This is a genomic window from Microbispora hainanensis, assembly GCF_036186745.1.
Taxonomy (GTDB): domain Bacteria; phylum Actinomycetota; class Actinomycetes; order Streptosporangiales; family Streptosporangiaceae; genus Microbispora.
In genome coordinates, this window is sequence record NZ_CP108086.1 from 6933461 (window position 1) to 6954592 (window position 21132).

General features: G+C 70.7%; 17 protein-coding genes, 1 pseudogene and 1 other annotated feature. Of the genes and pseudogenes, 12 read left to right on the forward strand and 6 right to left on the reverse strand.

Annotated features, from left to right (window positions below; genetic code table 11):
• The first annotated feature begins 73 nt into the window (after nucleotides 1-73).
• From OHB01_RS31925 to OHB01_RS31935, 3 genes are all read left to right on the forward strand, one after another.
• Nucleotides 74-862 carry a trimeric intracellular cation channel family protein gene (locus tag OHB01_RS31925; RefSeq protein WP_328854419.1) on the forward strand — a complete coding sequence of 263 codons (789 nt, stop codon included), beginning with the start codon at nucleotides 74-76 and terminating at the stop codon, nucleotides 860-862.
• On the forward strand, nucleotides 774-2792 hold the full coding sequence (locus OHB01_RS31930; RefSeq protein WP_419197554.1) for an ISAzo13 family transposase: 2019 nt from the start codon (nucleotides 774-776) through the stop codon (nucleotides 2790-2792). The genes OHB01_RS31925 and OHB01_RS31930 overlap by 89 nt, the downstream gene beginning before the upstream one ends.
• A gap of 75 nt (nucleotides 2793-2867) precedes the next feature.
• Nucleotides 2868-3653 carry a crotonase/enoyl-CoA hydratase family protein gene (locus tag OHB01_RS31935; RefSeq protein ID WP_142652709.1) on the forward strand — a complete coding sequence of 262 codons (786 nt, stop codon included), beginning with the start codon at nucleotides 2868-2870 and terminating at the stop codon, nucleotides 3651-3653.
• 5 nt (nucleotides 3654-3658) lie between these two features.
• Here the strand turns inward: OHB01_RS31935 and OHB01_RS40000 are convergent.
• Nucleotides 3659-3835 (reverse strand): annotated as a pseudogene (locus OHB01_RS40000) (hypothetical protein); the annotation flags it as partial.
• 288 nt (nucleotides 3836-4123) lie between these two features.
• Here OHB01_RS40000 and OHB01_RS31945 point away from each other — a divergent pair.
• From OHB01_RS31945 to OHB01_RS31970, 6 genes are all read left to right on the forward strand, one after another.
• Nucleotides 4124-4513 carry a hypothetical protein gene (locus OHB01_RS31945; protein WP_328854420.1) on the forward strand — a complete coding sequence of 130 codons (390 nt, stop codon included), beginning with the start codon at nucleotides 4124-4126 and terminating at the stop codon, nucleotides 4511-4513.
• Between the two features lie 427 nt (nucleotides 4514-4940).
• Nucleotides 4941-5273 (forward strand): YnfA family protein, encoded by a 333-nt coding sequence (locus tag OHB01_RS31950; RefSeq protein WP_142652712.1) that lies wholly within the window; start codon nucleotides 4941-4943, stop codon nucleotides 5271-5273.
• 597 nt (nucleotides 5274-5870) lie between these two features.
• Nucleotides 5871-8516 carry a DUF222 domain-containing protein gene (locus OHB01_RS31955; RefSeq protein ID WP_328854421.1) on the forward strand — a complete coding sequence of 882 codons (2646 nt, stop codon included), beginning with the start codon at nucleotides 5871-5873 and terminating at the stop codon, nucleotides 8514-8516.
• Nucleotides 8455-9674, forward strand: a protein-coding gene (locus OHB01_RS31960; protein ID WP_328853951.1) for an IS3 family transposase whose coding sequence is annotated in 2 segments (ribosomal slippage) — nucleotides 8455-8734 and nucleotides 8734-9674 — 1221 coding nt in all. Because the reading frame shifts where the segments join, the coding sequence is not laid out codon by codon here. Before OHB01_RS31955 ends, OHB01_RS31960 begins: the two co-directional genes overlap by 62 nt.
• Nucleotides 8733-8846 (forward strand) — a sequence feature (AL1L pseudoknot). Its footprint overlaps the gene before it by 114 nt.
• Nucleotides 9675-9703: 29 nt before the next feature.
• Complete coding sequence (locus OHB01_RS31965; RefSeq protein ID WP_328854422.1) at nucleotides 9704-10102, forward strand: HNH endonuclease signature motif containing protein; 399 nt, start codon at nucleotides 9704-9706, stop codon at nucleotides 10100-10102.
• Between the two features lie 990 nt (nucleotides 10103-11092).
• Entirely contained in the window at nucleotides 11093-12340 is a 1248-nt protein-coding gene (locus OHB01_RS31970; RefSeq protein WP_405393456.1) for an IS256 family transposase, read from the forward strand.
• 91 nt (nucleotides 12341-12431) lie between these two features.
• On the opposite strand, the gene OHB01_RS31975 is transcribed toward OHB01_RS31970, so the two are convergent.
• Nucleotides 12432-12968: a TetR family transcriptional regulator gene (locus OHB01_RS31975; protein WP_142652350.1), complete on the reverse strand. Its 537-nt coding sequence runs from the start codon at nucleotides 12966-12968 to the stop codon at nucleotides 12432-12434.
• Nucleotides 12969-13054: 86 nt separating this feature from the next.
• On the opposite strand from OHB01_RS31975, the gene OHB01_RS31980 reads away from it, so the two are divergent.
• Nucleotides 13055-14200, forward strand: coding sequence for an FAD-dependent oxidoreductase (locus OHB01_RS31980; RefSeq protein WP_142652348.1), 1146 nt, complete (start codon nucleotides 13055-13057; stop codon nucleotides 14198-14200).
• A 17-nt stretch (nucleotides 14201-14217) separates the two neighbouring features.
• Here the strand turns inward: OHB01_RS31980 and OHB01_RS31985 are convergent, their stop codons facing one another.
• Together OHB01_RS31985 and OHB01_RS31990 are read right to left on the reverse strand one after the other, a co-directional pair.
• Nucleotides 14218-14880 (reverse strand): response regulator transcription factor, encoded by a 663-nt coding sequence (locus OHB01_RS31985; protein ID WP_142652346.1) that lies wholly within the window; start codon nucleotides 14878-14880, stop codon nucleotides 14218-14220.
• A complete protein-coding gene (locus OHB01_RS31990; protein ID WP_142652344.1) occupies nucleotides 14868-15992 on the reverse strand; it encodes a sensor histidine kinase in 1125 nt (374 codons plus the stop codon). Before OHB01_RS31990 ends, OHB01_RS31985 begins: the two co-directional genes overlap by 13 nt.
• 132 nt (nucleotides 15993-16124) lie before the next feature.
• Here OHB01_RS31990 and OHB01_RS31995 point away from each other — a divergent pair, with 132 nt between their 5' ends.
• Entirely contained in the window at nucleotides 16125-17147 is a 1023-nt protein-coding gene (locus OHB01_RS31995; protein WP_142652342.1) for a hypothetical protein, read from the forward strand.
• 346 nt (nucleotides 17148-17493) lie between these two features.
• Here the strand turns inward: OHB01_RS31995 and OHB01_RS32000 are convergent, their stop codons facing one another.
• Together OHB01_RS32000 and OHB01_RS32005 are read right to left on the reverse strand one after the other, a co-directional pair.
• Complete coding sequence (locus OHB01_RS32000; RefSeq protein ID WP_142652340.1) at nucleotides 17494-18741, reverse strand: cytochrome P450; 1248 nt, start codon at nucleotides 18739-18741, stop codon at nucleotides 17494-17496.
• Nucleotides 18742-18767: 26 nt separating this feature from the next.
• Nucleotides 18768-20099, reverse strand: a complete 1332-nt coding sequence (locus OHB01_RS32005; RefSeq protein ID WP_142652338.1) for a glutamine synthetase family protein — start codon at nucleotides 20097-20099, stop codon at nucleotides 18768-18770.
• 213 nt (nucleotides 20100-20312) lie between these two features.
• On the opposite strand from OHB01_RS32005, the gene OHB01_RS32010 reads away from it, so the two are divergent.
• Nucleotides 20313-21125 carry an acetoacetate decarboxylase family protein gene (locus tag OHB01_RS32010; RefSeq protein WP_142652336.1) on the forward strand — a complete coding sequence of 271 codons (813 nt, stop codon included), beginning with the start codon at nucleotides 20313-20315 and terminating at the stop codon, nucleotides 21123-21125.
• Nucleotides 21126-21132: the final 7 nt, after the last annotated feature.

Below are 21132 nucleotides of genomic sequence, written 5' to 3' on the forward strand. Positions count from 1 at the left end.
ACCCCGCCCCGCTTCACACCGAACCAAGGCGCAGGCCAGGGGTTTTACCCTGTTTATGGAAGACTGAGCGGCTGTGACCCCCGTGCTCGACCTCGCCGGAATTTTCGTATTCGCCCTGTCCGGCGCGCTGGAGGGCGTACGCAAGCGGTTCGATGCGGTCGGCATCGCGGTGCTCGCGTTCTTCACGGCCGTCGGCGGCGGCATCGTGCGCGACCTGTTCATCGGCGTGCAGCCCGCCGCGCTGCGCGACACGGCCTATCTCCTCGTGCCGATCGCCGCCGCCGTCATCGCGTTCTTCTGGCATCGCCAGGTCGAACGGGCCATGCCCGGGGTGCTGGTCTTCGACGCGGCGGGCCTCGGCCTGTTCTGCGCGGTCGGGACGTCCAAGGCGCTGTATTACGGCCTCGCGCCGATGCACGCCGTGTTCCTCGGAGTCTGCACGGCGGTCGGCGGCGGCGTCCTCAGGGACGTCCTGTCCGGCGAGAAGCCGACCCTGCTCTACGACCGGGAGCTCTACGCCGTGCCTGCCATGCTCGGCTCCACGATGATGGCCGTGCTGTACGCGCTGGACGTCCGGGGGTTCACCGCCACCCTGTCCTCGGCGGTGGTCGCCTTCGCGTTCCGCATCCTCGGAAGCCGTCAAGAAATAAGGCGTTGCTTCGTGATCTTCGGCTCGTTGAGATGGTATGGCGATCTCCAGCGAGGTCCGCGGCCAACTCGCGCGGAAATTCGAGGCATTACGCCCGCATCTGAACGAACGACAGCATCGGCTGGTGCTGGCGACCGAGGCGCGGCTGCTGGGACACGGTGGGGTGCGGGCTGTCGCTCAGGCCGCTGGGGTCAGCGAGACGACCGTCCGTAACGGCATCTTCGAGCTGGAAGAAGGCCGGAAGCCGCTTCCGGCAGGTCGTGTCCGACGATCCGGGGGTGGTCGCAAGCGTGTTGAAGACGACGATCCGGCCGTCCTGACGGCGCTGCTGGGGCTGGTGGAGCCGGATGAGCGCGGCGACCCGCAATCCCCGCTGCGGTGGACGACCAAGTCGCTACGCCACCTGGCCGCCGAGCTGACCCGGCAAGGACACGGTGTATCGGCGCCCACGGTAGGACGATTGCTGAAGACGGCCGGGTTCAGCCTGCAAGCCAACGTCAAGACCCTCGAAGGCGCCCAGCACCCCGACCGTGACGCCCAGTTCCGCTATATCAACGAGCAGGTCAAAGCCCATCAGGCTGACGGCGAGCCGGTGATCAGCGTGGACACCAAGAAGCGGGAACAGCTGGGCCGGCTCCCGATGACCGGACGCGAGTGGCGCCCCAGGGGCGAGCCGATCGAGGTCGAAGACCACCACTTCTTCTTCTCCGGTCCGGACGTCGAGCAGGCGATCCCGTACGGGATCTACGACATCACGGCCAACACCGGCTGGGTGAACGTCGGTGTCGACCATGACACCTCGGTGTTCGCGGTGGAGTCCATCCGCCGCTGGTGGAAAGCGCGCGGCCGCCACGACTACCCGTCCGCCTCACGGCTACTGATCACTGCGGACGCGGGCGGCTCCAACGGTTACCGTTATCGGGTCTGGAAGAGCGAACTGGCCGCGTTGGCCGCCGAGACCGGGCTGGTGATCACGGTCTGTCACTTCCCGCCCGGCACCTCCAAATGGAACAAGATCGAGCACCGGCTGTTCTCCCACATCACCCTCAACTGGCGCGGCAGGCCCCTGACCAGTCATGACGTAGTGGTCAACACCATCGCTTCCACCCAGACCAGTACCGGACTGCGGGTGGAGGCGGTTTTGGACACCGGCGACTACCCGACCGGTGTCGCGATCAGCAAGGAGCGCTTCGCCGCCCTGCCCCTGGAACGACACGCCACCCACGGCACCTGGAACTACACCCTGCGCCCAGTAATGGCCGACGACCCGGCCACGTCCCAGCCGGTGAGCGAGGGCGACGGACCCGCGCAGCGGCGCCAGGCCATGCTGCTGCGTCTGGCCGATCCGCGGCTGACCGGCATGAGCACCCCTCAACTACGCCAGCTGGCCACCGCGCTCGCGCCTGCACAGGCCGCCCGCACCCAGGAACGGCACAGCCGGCAACGCGGCGGCCGAGCTCGGCGCGCCACCGGCAACCTCCGCGCCAAGCCCTTGTTCGACGCCGCCGCCCGCCTCCTGCTCACGCTCCTCTACCAGCGGCAGGTCTGTTCCATGAAGGTCCTGGCCGACCTTCTGGAGGTCACCGACGTCTGCATCGCCGACCTGGTGAAGGAGACCCGCAGAGTCTTGGAAGACCACGGCCACCACGCCGGAGCCGCTCAGGTCCGCTTCGCCAAACCCGCCGCTCTCCTCGGCTTCTTGGACACCGGCCAGCGCCCCGCACGAGCCGTGATCATCGATCAACTGTCCCATCCGGTTCTGACCGGGATCAGCCGCGACGAACTCCGTCTCCTCATCCAGCGCCTCGCCGCAGCACAGGTCGCTCAAGGCGAGCGCCTCGGCTACCAGCGGCGGGGCGGGCACCGCCAGCCCGGGACCCGATCCGGCGTCTTCCCCCAGAAGATCAGCAACAGCGAACGGGTCGTGCTCACGATTCTCTACCAGCGGAAACTCTGCACGATGGATGTCCTGGCCGACGTTCTAGGCGATGTCAGCAGATCGTCCATCGGCAACGTCATCCGCGAAACCCGTCCCCTGCTCCAGCAAGCAGGCCACATTCCCCCCGACGCGCCAATCCGATACCGCACTGCAGCAAATCTGCTCGCCGCAGTGCCAAACGACCGCGACACACCGACAAGTTGATCTTTTACGGCTTCTCGCCATGCGGTATCGCTGGCGTGCGCCCCTGGCCTGGGGTCTCGGCGGGAGGGAGTAGCGATGGGCGACGTACGGGTGGGGGTCGAGGGACCGATCACCACGATCTGGATGGACCGGCCCGACCGGCGCAACGCCGTCGACCGGGGCATGGCCGGGGAGTTGCGGGCGGCCTTCGAGGAGTTCGAGGCCGACCCGGACCAGCGGGTGGCGATCCTGGCCGGCAGCGGCGGCACCTTCTGCGCGGGCGCCGATCTGACCGCGGTCGGCGACCCCGCGCGGCGCAACGAGCTCGACCCCGAGGGAGGCGGTGGCGGCCCGATGGGGCCGACCCGGATGCACCTGAGCAAACCGCTGATCGCCGCGATCAGCGGATACGCCGTCGCGGGGGGTCTGGAGCTGGCGCTGCTGGCCGACCTGCGCGTTGTCGAGTCCGACGCGGTGCTGGGGGTGTTCTGCCGCCGCTGGGGGGTGCCGCTCATCGACGGCGGCACGGTCCGGCTGCCGCGGATCGTCGGTCTCGGACGCGCCCTCGACATGATCCTCACCGGCCGCCCGGTGCACGCCGGGGAAGCCCTCGCGATCGGGCTGGCCAACCGGGTCGTCGGGCCGGGCCGGGCGGTCGAGGCGGCCCGTGAGCTGGCCGGGCAGATCGCGGCGTTCCCCTTCGCATGCGTCCTGGCCGACCGGGCCTCCACGTACGCCGCCCTCGACCTGCCCCTGGCCGAGGCGTTGCGCGCCGAGGGGGCGGCGGGCGTACCGATCGTGGAGCGCGAGGGCGTGGCCGGCGCGGCCCGCTTCGCCGCCGGCGCAGGCCGTCACGGCGTCGCCGAACCCGGCGCGCCCTGACGCGGAAGGGCCTCCGGCGAAGTGGCCGGTTCCAGCGCGCACGGGCAGGCGATGATCAGCACCGCGACCGCGGCGGTGAACGCCGGCGCCACGCCTTCGCCGATGCCGGGCCAGTCCCCCAGGGTGGCGACCGACAGGGCGATGACGATCGGGACGAAGATCCCGGAGCTGCGGTCGCCGACTCCGAGCAGCCCCTGCCGTGCACCTACCTGTCGGCGGTGCCGCTCGCCGGGCTCGCCCTCGACAGCGCCTTCGGCCGGTCCTGCGCCGACCCGATCGCCGCCCTGGTCGTCGCCGCCGTAGGGGTCGAGGAAGGTCGCGAAGCCCTGGCGGGAGGACACCTGCGGTCATCCTGGTCCGGCCGGTGCGGCGGCCCGTGCTGCTCCTGCATCCGCGTACGCGCCCGCACGGTGGGACCACGCGGGAAGGGGTTGCAACCGATACCCAGGTACAGGCTTACCGTCAGAGGCATGACCCGGGACATCGCCTCTGAATGGGGATGGGCTCCCTCAGCGTGCACCCTGCCGACCGTCGGGCGGCCACTGCGGCTGGCCGAGTTCGACGCCCTGTTCGCCGAGGCCGTCCAAGCGGTGCGGCGCCCCGGGCGTGAGCTGCTGCGGCTGGAGCTCGCCTTCAGCCCGGAGCACGCGGCCCGGGCGGCCGAGCTGACCGCACGGGAGACCGGCTGCTGCTCCTTCTTCACCTTCACCCTGACCATCGCCGACGGCGGCCTCGCGCTGGAGGTGGCCGTGCCGCCCGCCCACACCGAGGTGCTGGACGCCCTCCAGGCACGCGCCACCGCGTCCGCCGCACCGGCGCCTGCCGTACAGGGGTCTGCCGCTTCGCGGAGGCCGGCGTGAGGCAGGATCTCGACGGCCCCTACCTGCGCAGCGGACAGGTGGCAGGTCGCCGCCGCCCTGGCGGCGCTCGCGTGCACCACCTGCTGCGCCACCGATCCTGATCGGCGCCGGACCGCTCACCGGCGCCGGTGCCGCGCTCGCCGAGCAGGCGCTGCTGACCGTGGCCGGGGTGCTGATCGCCGCCGCGGCGGGCATGTGGTGGCCGCACCGCCGACGCGCCTCCCACGCGACCTCCCCCTGCGGAAGTGGCGGGAGCTGATACGGCGGGAGCGGATGCGGATGCCGAGCCCCCGATCCGCAGCCCGGACTGCCGCCCCGGTCCGTCCCGACCTACGACCCGACCTGCGACTCGGTCTGTGGCCCGATCCACGGCGCGCAGGGTGCCCCGGTGGCCCGTCGTGCGCCGCCATGCGCTGTACTACCGGCCATGACGGTCGTCCGCTCCCTGCTGCTCTTCGTCCTGGCCGCCCTCGCCGAGATCGGCGGAGCATGGCTGGTCTGGCAAGGCGTACGCGAGCAGCGTGGCCTGCTCTGGATCGGCGGTGGCGTGATCGCGCTGGGCCTGTACGGTCTGGTCGCCACCTTCCAGCCGGACGCGAACTTCGGCCGGATCCTGGCGGCCTACGGCGGCGTCTTCGTCGCCGGTTCCCTGGCCTGGGGCATGCTCGTCGACGGATTCCGGCCCGACCGCTGGGACGTCATCGGCGCGCTCGTCTGCCTCGTCGGCGTACTGGTGATCATGTACGCGCCGCGCGGCTGATCGAGCACCACCGACCTGGCCGTGCCGTTTCATACCGCATCGAATTCCTACGGCATCGACGCGTCACCCGAGAGAGGGTTGAACCGCGCCGAGTTTCGTGGAGGCCGTGATGTGCCTCGGGTTGGCTGACTGGGACGAGGATGGCCGGGACGGTTCAGGTTGGCGCTCGCCGCAGGAATCCCGTTCCATCCACCCGCTTACCCCAAGCCGTGCCTGCGGTTGGTCGCAGCGATCTCGGCGAGAACGACGGTGGCGCCCGCTACATCCGAGGGTGCCGGTGTCGCCCGCTACATCCGAGGGCGCCGGTGTCGCGGCCCTCAGCCCAAAGGGCCCGATCAACAGACGTCGCTCCTGGCATCGGTGATCAACTCCTCCTGGAAAGCCCGTAGCGGCGGCCTACTTCACCACGTCCGGCACCTCCCGTACGCGTGAGATCGCCGAGCGCTTGTTCGTCAGCCCGCTGACCGCCAAGGCCCACGTGGTCAGGGCCACTGCGGTCCCCAGCTGTGATTCCAGGAGATTCCTAGTTGATCTTGAAATAGCCCCAAGGCCGCGAGAGAATTAATACACGTTTTCGAATCTCTCGATGGAGGTGTGATGGATCTGTTCGACATCGATCCTGAGCGCCTTCGTCATTCGAATGGTCCCGACGACGGCTGGTGGGACCGTCTGATCGCCAATTCGCCCTTGTGGTCGTCCGACGGTTCATCCGCCCGTGAGCCCTTCCCGATCATCAACTTCGAGCCCCGGCAGCGCGCTGACGCGTCCGGCGCCGAGACCACGAACGGCCCAGGCACGCATACCGACGGCGCAGACGCCATGCGTAGGGATGCCGCCGGCGCGAATGCCGTTGGAATGGACGGCGCTGGCGCGGATGCCACCCATGGCAATGCTGACGGTGCGAACGCCGCTGGCGCGAATGCCACACGTGGGCCTGCCGATAGCGCGGAATCCGACGCGGGTGCCACCCATGGGGATGCCTCCGATGCGGGTGGCCGTGGTCGTGTGCGGTCGTCGTGGGTGGTGGTGGGGTCGGTTCGTGAGGTGGCCCAAGAGCTGGCGCTGACGCCGCTTCCCGACGATGTGGATGTGTGCCTGGCCGAGGCGGAGGAGTTGCTGTTCGCCCGGGATCGGATCACCAGCGCGCTGGCCGATCGGGTGGGGCGGGTGCATCGGGCGGGGCAGGCCAGGCAGCATGGGCATGCCTCCACCCGGTGTTGGTTGCGCACGAGTGGGGGGATGACGGTGGGCGGTGCTGGCCGCCTGCTCACGTTGGGGGCGGAACTGCCGCGCCTCCCCGTCGTGCGGGAGAAGTTCGCTGCGGGTGAGTTGGCGGCGGGGGTGGTGGAGGCCATCTGCGCCGCTGTGGCCGGGCTATCGGATGAGCAGGCCACCTTGGCGGAGCCGATCTTGGTGGACCTGGCGGGCAAGGCCGGGGCGGCGGAGGTCGCCAAGGCCGGCCGCCATCTGCGGGCGGTGCTGGACCCCGATGGGGATGAGCGGGATGAGCGGGCCGATTACGGGCGGCGGTTCCTGCGGGTCCGCCCGGGCAAGGGCGGCGGCGTGGAAGGGGAGTTCTACCTGCCGCGTGAGGCCGGCGCCCGGTTGATGGCGTTGTTGCAGGCGTACGCCAAGCTGAGGGCACAGGGGGACGACCGCCCGCTGACGGTACGCCAGGCCGACGCGCTGATCGCCCTGCTGGAGCAGAAGATCGTCACCGAGCTCCTCGTCGTGGTCAGCGCCGAATCCCTCCCCACCGACCCCGAAACCACCGACCCCACCGCCGAAAACCCCGCCGACGACGACATCAGCGACCACTTCGCAGACCTCGGCGACAGCGCCCCCAGCGACTACGTCCCCGACCCCGCCGCAAGCACTGACGAGCCGAGCCAGGCCGACGACACCACCGACCACTCCGAAGACACGCGGGACGCCAAGGACTTCGAGGAAGGCCAGGACCACACGGACGACCCTGCACCCGGCGAGGCCGACGGACTCGACATCCCGGAGGAGTTCGACACTGCCGAAGCTGAGGCCGAGGCGGATGCCGGTGCGGACAGCACCGACGCCTCCGCCCCTGCGCCCGGCGAGGCCGACGACATCAGCGACCACTTCGCAGACCTCGGCAACAGCACCCCCAGCGGCCACGCTCACCGCGCGACCGGAAACCCCGAGGCCCCGAACGAGACCGTTGCCACCGGCGACTGCGAGGGCGACGCCGAAAGCACCGACCCCGCCACCAACTCTCCCCAAGCCTCGAGCGGACTTCGCGACGGGGAGTCTCGCGGCTGTGGAGCCGGTGAGCGCGGGGCCGGTGAGCGCGGGGCCGGTGAGCGCGGGGCCGGTGAGCGGCGACTCGGCGAGTGCGAGCCGCGCGACACCGTGAACACCGCCTCTACCGAGGGCGACCACACCGCGAACGCCGCCTCCCCCAAGGGCGACGAGATCATCAGCACCAGTTCTGCCGAGCGCGACGAGACCGCGATCGTCAAGGGCGCAGACGGCGACCGTGCCACGACTCAGTCAGGAGCACCGCACGCCACACGGCACGCGTCAGCATGGCCAGCCGACGGTGGCGAGCATTGGCCCACAGCACCTTCGGACACAGCACCTTCGGACACAGCACCTTCGGACACAGCACCTTCGGGCGCGACGGCTCCGGACGCACAACCATCGCAGGCAGCACCCTCGGTGGCGGCGTCTTCGGAGGCGGCGCGGCCGGATCCTCCGCCCGAGGACGTCTCCGCATGTCACACCCACGCCGGGCCTCGGCCTGCGGGGGACTGCCGGCATGGCCAGGACACGTGCTGGTGCGACGGTGAGGCGCGCTGCTGCTGCGCGACCGGGGCAGCGGAAATGTTGGGGACACCTGGAGCCGGGCGTGGGACGCCGGGGACGGCGCAAGCAGCGTCGCAGGGTGCGTCACCGGGAGCAGCTTCCGGGGTGTCACCCGGAGCAGCTCCGGGTGCGTCGGCGGGCACGATGCCCGGGGCGTCGCTGGGTGCGGCTCTGGGAGCGTCGGCAGGCACGCTGCCCGGGTCGCTGCTGGGGACGGCACTGGGTGCCCCGCTGGGAGGGCCGCTGGGGATGGTGCCGCCGGGGTTGTTGCTGAACCACTCCGACTTTCGTGGAGGCCCTGAAGCCAGCATCATCTGCTGGCGGAAGGGAGAATCACGTCACGATGCCAGCCCCGAGGAAATACCCCCAAGAGCTTCGCGAGCGCGCGGTCCGCATGGTCTTTGAGGTCCGCCGGCAGACCGGCGGCGCCCCCGGCGCGATCGCCCGGGTGGCCGACCAGCTCGGCGTTCACCGCGAGGCGCTGCGCGGGTGGGTGCGCCAGGCCGAGATCGACGAGGGGCAGCGGCCGGGCACCTCGACCACCGACGCCCAGCGGATCGCCGAGTTGGAGCGCGAGGTGCGCGAGCTGCGCCGCGCCAACGAGATCCTCAAGGCCGCGGCCGCTTTTTTCGCGGCCGAACTCGACCCCCGGCCGCCCAGGTAGTCGCCTTCATCGACGCTCACCGCGGCGCTTTCGGCGTCGAGCCGATCTGCCAGGTGTTGCAGGTGGCGACGTCGACGTACTACGCGGCCAAGTCCCGTCCGCCCTCAGCCCGGCAGGTGCGGGACGCCCAGCTCATGGCCGAGATCACCACGGTGTGGAACGAGAACTTCGAGGTGTATGGCGTGCGCAAGATGTGGAAGGAGCTCAACCGGCGCGGCACCCGCGTGGCCCGCTGTACCGTGGCCCGGCTGATGAAGCGCCTGGGGCTGGCCGGGGCGGTTCGCGGGGACCACAAGCGACCGACCACGATCCCCGATGCTCTCATTGACCGGCCCGCCGACCTGGTCAAACGCGACTTCACCGCCCCCTCCCCCAACCGGTTGTGGGTCGCCGACCTGACCTACATCCCCACCGCGTCGGGGTTCGTGTACGCGGCGCTGGTGATCGACGCGTTCTCGCGGATGATCGTCGGGTGGCGTCTGGCCGATCATCTGCGCACCGACCTGGCGCTGGACGCGCTGGAGATGGCCATCTGGCGTCGCGGAGACGGACGGCGGCTGGAGGGCCTGGTGCACCACTCCGACCGCGGCTGCCAGTATCTGTCGATTCGCTACACCGAGCGCCTGTCGGGTGCCGGGGCGGTCTGCTCGGTCGGATCTCGAGGGGACAGCTATGACAACGCCTTGGCCGAAAGCACCATCGGGCTGTACAAGACCGAGCTGATCCACCGGCGCGGCCCGTGGAACGGCCTGGACGACGTCGAGATCGCCACCATGGAATGGGTCGACTGGTACAACAACCGGCGCCTCCACAGCGCCTGCAACGACCTTCCACCAGCCGAATTCGAGACCCACTACCGAACCCAAACCGCCCCGGCTATCCTCACCCCAGCCAGCTAACCCGGCCTCCACGAAACTCGGCGCGGTTCATGCTGGCGACGGGGCAGGTGCTGCCCGTCTCCAGCGTGCACCGGCTCGCCCGCACCAGTACGTTGGTGCGGATCGTCATGAACGCCGACGGGCAAGTCCTCGACATGGGGCGCAAGGTCCGTCTGGCGACTCCTGCCCAGCGGCGGGCCATCTTCGCCCGGTATGCCACGTGCTGGGTCGACGGCTGCCCGCTCCCAGCGACCATGTGCCAGATCGACCACGCCGACAACTGGAGCACCGGCGGCCTCACCGACCTGAAACTCCTCGGCCCGGCCTGCCAGTTCCACAACCGCGACCGCTACCAGCACCCCGACCGCTACACCCGCCGCAAAGAAGGCGAAGACCGCTGGGCCTTCACCTACCACCGCCTCGGAAGAACCCGACGACCACACGAGTAAGGCGAGAGGCACGGGGTGAGCGATGCGCAGGGCAAGCCCGGGCAACGCGCGGACAGGCCCGCACGGCTGCCGGAGTGAGGCGGGAGGCAGGAGGGTGGGCGACGCACAGGCCGGCCCGGGCGACGCACGGACAGGCACCGGAGGCTGCGGGCGTGAGGCGAGAGGCACAGCGGACGACGCACAAGTGCAGGGCCGCGCGGCTGCGGGAAGGAGACGGCAGGCACAGAGGAACCGGGCGCGGCAGGCAGGCCAGGGTGCCGCGCAGGCAGGCCCGGGCGACGCGCGGGAGCCCGCACGGCTGCGCGAGTGAGGCGGGAGCCACGGGGGGGGTGGGTGACGCGCGGGCAGGCCCGGGCGGACGCGCAGGGCAAGCCGGGCGACGCACGGACAGGCCCGACGGCTGCGTGCATGACCCCGTGGCCGAGAGCCGACACCAGGCACGAGGCGATGGCCGCGGGCGCTGTCCGCTGGGCTTCACAGTGCACTGCAGGACTTCGCAGTGCTCGACCGGGCTTCACGGTGCTCCCTAGGGCCACCTGCTCCCCAAGGTCACACTGCTTCCCGGGGCTTCACCTGCGCCGTAGTGCCGCATGGCCCCGTGCTCCGTCGGGATTGCTCCGGCGGGATCAGGGAGCGGAGCGGAAGGGAGCGAGGACCGCAGCGAAGGCCCAGCGGAGCGGGCTTCGCGAGGACCGGAGGTTCCTTCCGGCGCAGTGACCGGGGCCAAGGTCCGTCCCGTACGTAACTGCGCTAGCGCCTACGCGGCCGCCATTGAGGACGATCCCCCGGCCACGCTGACTCCACTGAAAAAAGGCACCGAAACTATGAGCGCCGACGCTGTGAACCAGACGCGGGCGACCTCCGCAGTTAGCGTCCATGGGAGTGGTGTACGGGTGATCTTTCCCTTGGTGCGACGGGAGAGATCCATGTGACAAGAGACGGCCACTTCGTAATCCTTCGATTCGCACATTCAGACACGAAGGGGATGAAGTGGCCGTCAATGACATTGTGCCCGCTGCCGGGGACTACTTCGACGAGACTCTCGCCGCGGCGAGCCCGGACCTGCTGCGCACGATGATCCGCGAGTTCGCGCAGCGGATGATGGACGCCGAGGTCGAGCAGCTGTGCGGGGCCGGCTACGGCGAGGTCAGCAGCGAGCGGGTCAACTCCCGCAACGGCTACCGCAGCCGGGAGTGGGACACCCGGGCCGGGACCATCGAGCTGGCCATCCCCCGCCTGCGGTCGGGGTCGTACTTCCCGGACTTCCTGCTGGACAAGCGCCGCCGGGCCGAACGGGCGCTGACCAGCGTGGTGGCCACCTCCTACCTGCTGGGTGTGTCCACACGGCGGATGGAAAAACTCGCCGAGTCGATGGGCATCACCAAGCTGTCCAAATCGCAGGTGTCGAAGATGGCCGCCGAGCTGGATGAGCTGGTCGCCTCGTTCCGGTCCCGGCCTTTGGACGGCGGGCCGTACACCTTCGTCTGGATCGACGCGCTCACTCAGAAGGTGCGTGAGGGCGGGCGGACGGTGAACGTGCACTGCCTGATCGCCACCGGTGTCAATGCCGACGGGCAGCGGGAGATCCTCGGCCTGGACGTCGTCTCCTGCGAAGACGGGGCGGGCTGGCTGGCGTTCCTGCGTGGCCTGGTCGCCCGCGGCCTGTCCGGCGTCCTGCTGGTCACCAGCGACTGCCACGCCGGGCTACGTGACGCGATCGCCGCCACGCTGCCCGGCGCCTCCTGGCAGCGCTGCCGCACCCACTTCGCGAGAAACCTGGGCACCTGTGTCCCGAAGACGGCGCAGCCGTGGGTGCACACGATGCTGCGCACCATCTTCGAACAGCCCGACACCGAGTCCGTGCACGCCCAGCACCGGCACGTGGTCGAGGTGCTGGAGGCCAAGTACCCCAAGGCCGCCGACCGGCTGGACGAGGCCCGTGATGACATCCTGGCCTTCACCGCCTTCCCCACGGCCGTCTGGCGGCAGATCTGGTCCAACAACCCCCAAGAGCGGCTGAACAAGGAGATCCGCCGCCGCACCGACGTGGTCGGCATCTTCCCCGACCGGGAGGCCATCGTCCGCCTGGTCGGCGCGGTGCTGGCCGAGCAGAACGACGAGTGGACCGAGCAGCGCCGCTACATGGGCCTGGAGATCCTGGCCGAATGCCGTAAGCACACCCACTCTCAAAATGAGACAAATGATGCTAAAGTGAATATCGAGGCGATTACGGCTTAGAAGTTCGCCGGATTACGAGTGGTCTTCTCATACACCACGATCATGGACGCGGCCCCTCCGCAGCACAGCCTCACTCGGTGAGAGCACGGCCTCACTCGGTGAGATAACGCTGGATGGTGGGACTCAGCCAGGCGACGAGCTCCTCCTCTGCGGCCGCCACCATCGGCGGAAATTTCAGGATGTAGCGGGACAGGGCCAAGCCCAGCAGTTGTGAGGCGACCAGGGAGGCCCGCAGGGGGGCGCGTTCCGGATCGCCGGTCAGGCTGACCACGAGCGGCATGACCTGGCCACCGAGAATCGTCCGCATGCGCTCGGCGGCGGCCTCGTTCGTCACGCCGGTACGCAGGAGAACCTGCAGGCCTTCGTCGGCCTCCCACTTACGCAGGAAGTGGCGCACCAGGCCGACACCGGCCTGGTCCGCGGGCAACTCCGGCAGCTCAAGGTCGAATTCGGCCGCGGCCGCGAACAGCTTCTCCTTGGTGCCGAAATAACGCATCACCATGGCCGGGTCGATCCGCGCGTCGGCGGCGATGGCCCTGATGGTGGCCTTGTCGTAGCCGTCGGCGGCGAAGCGTTCGCGGGCCGCGGCCAGGATCACGGCCTTGGTCTCGGCGGAGGATCGTCTCATGTCAACGATTGTAGGCCAACATGTGTTGACTTCCTACGCGCAGCGGGCTTACGGTCATGCCAACAACCGTTGACCAAGGAGACGCCATGAACGCCGAGGTGCTCATCGTCGGAGCCGGACCCGTCGGGCTGACCGCCGCGATCGTCCTGACCCAGCATGGCCGGAACGTCGTGATCGTGGACGCGCAGGAGGGCGGCGCCAACACCTCCCGCGCCGCCGTCGTGCACTCCCGCACGCTGGAAGTCCTGGAGCCGTACGGCGTGGCGGACCGGCTGGCCGCGCACGGCATCCACGCGCCGGTCTTCACCATCCGCGACCGCGACCGGGTGCTGCTGCCGGTGCCCTTCGACGGCCTGCCGACCGCCTACCCCTACACCCTGATGATCTCCCAGGCCGACACCGAGGCCCACCTGCTGGCCCGTCTGCACGAGCTCGGCGGCAAGGTGATCAGGCCCGCCCGGGTGAGCGGCATCGAGCAGGACGCCGACGGCGTCACCGCCACCCTGGACGACGGGCAGGTCATCCACGCCGCCTATCTGATCGGCGCCGACGGCATGAACAGCACCGTCCGCCAGAGCGCGGGGATCGGCTTCAGCGGCGGCACGTACGCCGAGTCGTTCGTGCTGGCCGACGTCCGGCTGTCCGGCGGGGTGCCCGACGACGAGGTCGTCCTGTACTTCTCGCCCGCCGGTCTGGTCGTGGCCGCCCCGCTGCCCGGCGGCCTGCACCGCATCGTCGCCACCGTGGACGAGGCGCCCAGGGAGCCCGGCATCCCCCTCGTCCAGCACCTGCTCGACACCCGCGGACCCGAGGCCGAGCCCGCGCGGGTGCAGGAGCTGATCTGGAGCTCGCGCTTCAGGGTCCACCACCGCATCGCCGACACCTACCGCCGGGGCCGCATCCTGCTGGCCGGCGACGCCGCCCACGTGCACTCGCCCGCCGGCGGCCAGGGCATGAACCTGGGCATCGACGATGCCGTACACCTGGGCGAGACGCTGGCCCGGGTGCTCGACGGCGGTCCGGACGGCCTCCTCGACTCCTATGCCGCCACCCGGCTCCCCCACGCCGAGCAGGTGGTCGCCCTCGCCGGGCGGCTCACCAAGCTCGCCACCGCCGCCGCGGGCCGCCGCGTGCTGCGCAACCTCGTCCTCGCCGTGGCCGGCCGCATCCCCACCGTCCGTACGCGGCTGGCCTGGCAGCTGTCCGGCCTGAACCGGCGGCCCGCCGCGTGAACACACGCCGCATGGACCTAGAGGGGGTTGTCGTGGGCGATGAGGGCGAGCTGGACGCGGTTGTCCAGGCCGGTCTTCGTGAGGATGCGGGAGATGTAGCTCTTGACCGTGCCGACGCTCATGTGAAGCTCGGCCGCGATGTCCGCGTTCGACGCGCCCCGGCCGACCGCGGCGGCGACCTCACGCTCGCGGTCGCTGAGCCGGGACAGCAGCCTGCGCGCGTCGTCGCGGCGGCGGTCCTCCGCCTCGGGCGCCAGGTGGGCGATCAGGCGCCGGGTCACGCCGGGCGACAGGATCGGCTCCCCCGCCGCGACGCGGAGCACCGCGTCCACGATGCCCTCCGGCGGGGTGTCCTTGAGCAGGAACCCGCTGGCCCCGGCGCGCAGCGCGCCGAAGACGTGCTCGTCGGCGTCGAACGTGGTCAGCATGATGACGTGGGGCGGGTCGGACCGCCGCCGCAGCAGCCGGGTGGCGTCGATCCCGTTCAGGCCCGGCATGCGGATGTCCATGAGCACCACGTCGGGCGCGTACGCGTCGACCGCGGCCGCGACCTCGGCGCCGTCGGCCACTCCGCCCACCACGACGAGCTCGTCGGCGCCCTTCAGCATCAGTGTCAGACCCGCCCTGACGAGCGGGTCGTCGTCCACGACCAGCACGCGTACGGCGCTCACACCGGCCATGGTAGCCAGACCGCCAGGCGGAACTCGCCGTTGTCCATCCCGGCCTGCTCCACCCGGCCGCCCGCCAGCTCGGCCCGCTCCCGCATCCCCGCCAGGCCGGCGCCCTCACCCCGGGGAGCGTGCACCACGGGGTTGCGCACCTCGATGGCGAGCCCCTGCTCCGGCCCGCCGTCGAGGCGGACGGTGACGGGCCTGCCCGGCGCGTGCTTCCTGGCGTTGGTGAGCCCTTCCTGGACGATCCGGTAGGCCGCCCGCGCCGTCTGGCCCGGCAGGCCGGGCAGGCGTACGCCGCCGTCGCGCATCTCCACCTCCATGCCCGCCTGCCGTACCTCCTCGACCAGTGCGTGCAGGTCCAGCTCGGCCAGGACGGGCGCCTCGCGGAGCACCGAGATGACCTGGCGCAGCTCCTGCAACGCCTGATGTGCGCTGGAGCGCACCACCGCGGCCGCCTCGACGACCTCCTCGGGGTCGGCCCGCGCGTTGAACTGCAGCGCCCCGGCGTGCAGGGCCAGCAGCGACAGCCGGTGCGCCAGCACGTCGTGCATCTCGCGGGCGATGGCCAGGCGTTCGGCGTGGCGGGCCTGCTCGACGCGTCGCCGCTGCTCCTCCTCGGCCCTGCGGACCCGCTCCTCCAGCGACAGCACCAGTTGACGGCGGGCACGCGCCAGCATCCCCCATCCGGTCAGCGCCACCCCGAACAACACCGCGACCAGCGCCCACACCGGGTAGGGCGCCAGCCCGGGCGGCCGCAGCCAGAACCGGGCCAGCGTCGCGGCCACCCACGCCGCACCCACCGCGATCGCGACGGCCGAGCGGCGATACAGAGCGGTCATGAGCGTGGCGATGCCGGCCGCGACCGACGCCGAGGCCGCGGGCACGGCCAGTGCCACGGCCACGAGCGCCATGGTGGCCGGCCACCGGCGCGCCAGCCACAACGCCCCGCACGCCACCGCACCGCCTGCCACGTCCACGGCGAGCCACCAGCCGGAGGCGGCGCCGAGGTCGCCGTGCACGACGACCGCCGCCGCGGCCAGCGCGCAGGCGACGCCCCCCACCCGGATGGCCCGGTCCCGCCGCGTCGTGGCCGGACCCGGCCGTACGTCTGCCGTCACGAACGCCCAGCGTAATGACGGCGGGCCCGCCGGCGGCAGCAACCAAAGTCGACTCCGGGTTGTCACCTGGGTTGCCACGGCCAGGCCCCGGGGCGGCAGACGTGCGCGGTGGGTGCGCAACACGCTGGGCGCATGACGGCGAACAAAGCGAACAAAGCGAACAAGGTGAACAGGACGCGCGGCCGGCTGGCCGCACTGCTCCTCGCGGTGATCACACCGCTCGTGGCCGAGTTCACCCTCGGCAACCCGCCGCTGCGCATGGCCTGGCTCCTGCTGCTGTGGATCCCGATTTACGGCGCGGGCGTCGTCCTGGTGCGCGAGCTCGTACGGCGGGCCGGGACGGGCTGGACGGGGGTGCTGCTGCTCGGGGCCGCGTACGGCATCGTCGAGGAGGGCCTGGCGCTGCAGGCGCTGAGCAGCCCCACGATCTACGGCGCCGCCGGGTGGGCCCCCCGGATCCTGGGCCTGAACAGCGCCTACGCCGAGCTGCAGATCCCCTATCACGCGGTGTTCAGCGCCGCGATCCCGATCCTGCTGACCGATCTGATCGTCCCGTCGCTGCGTGACCGGCCCTACCTGGGCAGGCTCGGCACCTGGGTGGCCGGGGCGGTCTTCGTCCTCGGCGCGCTGCTGCTGCGGGTGACGGTGGTGACGGCCATCGACCCCGGCTACGAGGCGCCGCCGGCGATCCTCGCGGGCTGCGCGGCCGCCGTGGTCCTGCTGACGGTGGTGGGGCTGCGGCCGAGGCTCCGCCAGGCCATGTCCCCGATCGGCCCGCCCTCGCCCGCGGCGGCCGGGGTGTTCGGCGCCGTGGCCGTCTTCGCATTTCTGGCCTCGCTGTTCCCGTTCGGCGGCGCGACCCGGCCCGCCTTCACCCACGGCGGATGGGTGATCGTTCCTATGTCGGCGGCGGCCGTGCTGGCGGTCGTCGTCGCGTGGCTCCTGCGCCGCTGGACGGCCGGCGGCCGGTGGACGGACCGGCACAGCCTCGCCCTGGCCTCCGGCGCCCTGATCGCGCACACCGCGTTCGGCCTGATCTCCAACACCGACACGGCGGCCGACCGCGTGGGCCTGGCGGCCGTCGGCGTGGTCATGACGGGACTGCTTGCCCTGCTGGGATTCCGCACGTCTCGGGCTGCTCATGCCGATCGGTGACCAGGGCGATACCGGACAGCGGGTACGCAACCATGCGAGGGCACGCAGGCCCTCACTCCCATCACCCTGGAGGTGTCTTCATGCGGAAGGACCAACAGGCAGGCCGGTCCCGGCGCCCGCGGGACGAACGGGCGCAGACCCCGGACCGCCCGGGCCATCGAGGTGACGCCCGGGCCGACGGCGATCCCCGGGACGTGAACGACACGTCTCTGGAAGACACGGCGGAGATCCCGATGGTCCTCGATGCCGATCACGAGATCCGGTAACCGTACGGCGCAGAGGAGCACAGCGGGGCCGGCGGGGCGGTGAGAGCCCGCCGGCCCCGCTGTGGGCCGTCCGGCGTGGGTCAGGCCAGGGTGACCGTGACCGGGAGTTCCTTGATGCCGTTGACGAAGTTGGACCGGACACGGCGAACGTCGCCCGCGAGCCTGATGTCGGCCAGGCGCGGCAGCAGCTCCTCGAACATGATCCGGATCTCCAGCCGGGCGAGGGAGTTGCCCAGGCAGAAGTGCGGGCTGCCCTTGCCGAAGGTGATGTGGTCGTTGTTCTCGCGCGTCACGTCGAACGCATAGGGGTCGGCGAAGACCCGCTCGTCGCGGTTGCCCGAGGCGAACCACATGACGACCTTGTCCCCCGCCGCGATCTTCTGGCCGTGGATCTCCACGTCCTTCGTCGCCGTACGGCGGAAGTGGTAGACCGGGGAGGCCCAGCGCAGGAACTCCTCGACCGCCGCCGGCATGAGGCCGGGGTTGTCGCGCAGCTTGGCGAGCTGCGCGGGGTTCTCGATGAGGGCCTTCATGGTGTGCGTGATGGCGTGGCGCGTGGTCTCGTTGCCGGCCACGACGAGCAGCAGGAAGTAGTTGTCGAAGTCGCGGGCGGTCAGCGGCTCGCCGTCCGAGGGGGTCTGGTTGACCAGCCGGCTGACCAGGTCGGTGCCGTCGCCGCCGCGGCGCTGCCGGGCCAGCTCGCGGCCGTACTCGAAGACCTCCAGGGACGCCGGGCTGCGGAACGGCAGGTCGCGATACTTCTCGCTCTCCTCGCTGTGCAGCAGGACGTCGGCGTAGTCGGGGTCGGTGTTGCCGATGATCCGGTTGCCCCAGTCGATGAGCTGCTGGGTGTCCCCCTCGGGCACGTCGAGCATCCGGGCCAGCACGTTGATCGGGAAGTCGGCGGAGACCTCCTTCACGAAGTCGAACGTGCCCTTGGCCAGGGCGGCGTCCAGCGTCTTGGCGGTCAGCCCGCGCAGGAACACCTCGTATCCGGCCACGGCCCGGGGGGTGAAGTCGCGCTGGAGCAGGCGGCGCAGGGACAGGTGCCGGGGGCCGTCGGTCTCCAGGATGGAGCGGCGGATGTCGGCCTGCCGGTCGTCCACCTCCTCCAGGTTCACGAACTTGGTGGAGGTGAACGTCTCGGCGTCGCGGTCGGCCCGCACGATGTCCTCGTGCCGGGTCAGGGACCAGAAGCCGCTCCCGTGCTCGCCCTCGTCCTGCCAGTGGATCGGCGCCTCGGCACGCAGCACATCGAACATGCGCCAGGGCGTCTCACCGTCGAGGAAGTTGTCAAGGTTCGCCAGGTCGACGTCGTCCGGGCGCATCGGCTCTCCTTCAGGGGAAAACGGGGTTACAGGTGGTAGGCGTACTCACGGAACTCCCAGTCGGTGATGAACTGGGTGAACCGTTCGACCTCGTTGCGCTTGTACGTGAGGTAGGCGGTGGAGAACTCCTTGCCGAGCACCTCGGCGAACGCGTCGTCGGCGGCGAGCGCGTCGAGCGCCTCGGACAGCGAGGAGGGCAGCAGCGGGGCCTTGCTCGTGTCGTAGCCGTAGCCCTCCAGCGGCGCGGGCGGCTCGACCCGGTCGCGGATGCCGAGGTAGGCCGCGGCGAGCAGTCCCGCGATGCCGAGGTAGGGGTTGGCCGACGAGTCGCCGAGCCGTACCTCGAACCGGCTGGCCGCGCCGCGCTCCGGCGGCACGCGGACCATCGCGCTGCGGTTGTCCAGCCCCCAGTCGATCAGCCAGGGGGCGAGCGTGTCGGGGCCGAAGCGCTTGTAGGAGTTCACGGTCGGGTTGAGCAGGGCCGCCAGCGCGGGCGCGTGTGCGAGCACTCCGCCGATCGCGTGCCTGGCCGTCTCCGACAGCCCGTACGGCCCCGCCGGGTCGGCGAAGACGTTGTGGCCCTCGGCGTCGGCGCACGACAGGTGGACGTGGAATCCGGAGCCGCCCTCGTCGTTGAAGGGCTTGGCCATGAACGTGGCCAGCAGTCCGTCGCGGCGGGCCAGCTCCTTGATGGCCGTCTTGAAGCGGAAGGCCCGGTCGGCCGCGCCGACGGCCTCGCTGTGGTGCAGGTTGATCTCGAACTGCCCGCTGGCGAACTCGTGGTTGCCCATCGTGACGCCGAGGTCCATCGGGCGCAGCGTCCGCAGCGTACGCAGGATGTGCGAGCTCCGGTCGCCCTTGGTGCCGGCGACGTACACGTTGCCCGGGGCGTCGTCGTAGCGCTTCCAGCCGGCTCCGTCGGGTTCGAGCAGGAAATACTCCAGCTCGGGACCGACCACTCCGGTGAGGCCCAGCTCACCGAGCCGGGCCGCGGCGGCGCGGACCACCTCGCGCGGCGCCTCGGGGAAGGGGGCGTCGGTGGCCGGGTCGACGGTGTCGCCGAGACAGGCCGCGACTCCCGGCTCCCACGGCAGCGGGACGAGCGTGGACAGGTCAGGACGGATGGAGACGTCCGGCAGGCCCTGGTCGAGACCGCCGGGCACGGGCACCACGTCGCCCTGCGGAGAGGTGTAGTAGACCGCGCGGCAGAAGGCGATGCCGTGCTCCACGACGTCGGGAAGCCGCTCGACCAGCACGTCCTTGCCGCGCTCGGTGCCGATGAAGTCGGGATAGCCGATCCTGACGACGTCTATGCCCTGGTCGGTGAGGCGCCGGACGGTCTCCGCCACCGGTTCCATATGCGCCCCGCCTCCTGCCACTGCGCCTCCTGCCACTGGGCCTCCTCAATCCTTCGCGAGGGCTTACCTCAGATCGTTTGGGGGCAAACAATACGCCCCGGGCCTCGCGGCCACAAGACCCTCGCCCACGAAACATATGCGCCAGAAGATGGTGACAATGCCCAGCTCAGCGCCTATCGTATGGGTCCAAATGATTGACGACAAGGAGGCGCAGTGGCGACGGTGCGCGGTTTCTACACGCCCAAGACGGCGACCGGGCGGTCCTCGCTGATCCCCGGGCCGCCCTGGTACTACTCCGGCGACCTGCTCACGGTGGAATACCGCACGGACCCCGCGAAGGTGGCCGCGCTGCTGCCCGAGCCGCTCGGCCTCGCCGAGGAGGACCCCGGCGCGGTGGCGGTGATCTGGGCCGACTGGCAGTCGTGCTCGCAGAGCCGCGAGGAGCTGCTCGACCCCGTGCGGGCGCAGTACAAGGAGTGCTTCGTCGTCGTCCGCTGCTCCTACCGCGGCACGACCTACTCCCGCTGCGTCTACATCTGGGTGGACAAGGACTTCGCCGTCGCCCGCGGCATCCACCAGGGCTACCCCAAGAAGCTCGGCTCGATCCACATGACCCGCCCGCATCCGTACGGCCTGGCCGCGCCGAGGATCGGCGCAGGCGGGGTCTTCGGGGCCACGCTGGCCGCCGCGGACCGCAGGATCGCCCAGGCGGTCGTACGGCTGCGCGAGCCGAGCGAGACCAACGGGTTCGTCAACGGCCACCCCATGGCCCATCACCGCTGGCTGCCGTCGATCGAGCCGGGCAAGGGCCTGGCCCTGGACGAGCTGATCGCCACCTCGGGCGCGTCGTTCGAGGGCGGCCAGGCGTGGGCCGGCGACGCCGAGATCGACCTGTTCGACGCCCCCACCGAAGAGTTGGCCGATCTCACGGTCGATGAGGTCGTCGGCGGCTACTACCGCCAGGTCGGGGTGAGCTGGAACGGCGGCACCGTGCTGGAGACCGGCACCTCCGGCGCCCTGCTCTGAGACGTCC

What these genes read in the sequence shown, in the direction of transcription:
- OHB01_RS31935 (WP_142652709.1), top strand. Translation starts at nt 2,868, where the DNA reads ATGGGCGACGTACGGGTGGGGGTCGAGGGACCGATCACCACGATCTGG.
- OHB01_RS31945 (WP_328854420.1), top strand. Translation starts at nt 4,124, where the DNA reads ATGACCCGGGACATCGCCTCTGAATGGGGATGGGCTCCCTCAGCGTGC.
- OHB01_RS31950 (WP_142652712.1), top strand. Translation starts at nt 4,941, where the DNA reads ATGACGGTCGTCCGCTCCCTGCTGCTCTTCGTCCTGGCCGCCCTCGCC.
- OHB01_RS31955 (WP_328854421.1), top strand. Translation starts at nt 5,871, where the DNA reads ATGGATCTGTTCGACATCGATCCTGAGCGCCTTCGTCATTCGAATGGT.
- OHB01_RS31965 (WP_328854422.1), top strand. Translation starts at nt 9,704, where the DNA reads ATGCTGGCGACGGGGCAGGTGCTGCCCGTCTCCAGCGTGCACCGGCTC.
- OHB01_RS31975 (WP_142652350.1), bottom strand. Translation starts at nt 12,968, where the DNA reads ATGAGACGATCCTCCGCCGAGACCAAGGCCGTGATCCTGGCCGCGGCC.
- OHB01_RS31980 (WP_142652348.1), top strand. Translation starts at nt 13,055, where the DNA reads ATGAACGCCGAGGTGCTCATCGTCGGAGCCGGACCCGTCGGGCTGACC.
- OHB01_RS31985 (WP_142652346.1), bottom strand. Translation starts at nt 14,880, where the DNA reads ATGGCCGGTGTGAGCGCCGTACGCGTGCTGGTCGTGGACGACGACCCG.
- OHB01_RS31995 (WP_142652342.1), top strand. Translation starts at nt 16,125, where the DNA reads ATGACGGCGAACAAAGCGAACAAAGCGAACAAGGTGAACAGGACGCGC.
- OHB01_RS32000 (WP_142652340.1), bottom strand. Translation starts at nt 18,741, where the DNA reads ATGCGCCCGGACGACGTCGACCTGGCGAACCTTGACAACTTCCTCGAC.
- OHB01_RS32005 (WP_142652338.1), bottom strand. Translation starts at nt 20,099, where the DNA reads ATGGAACCGGTGGCGGAGACCGTCCGGCGCCTCACCGACCAGGGCATA.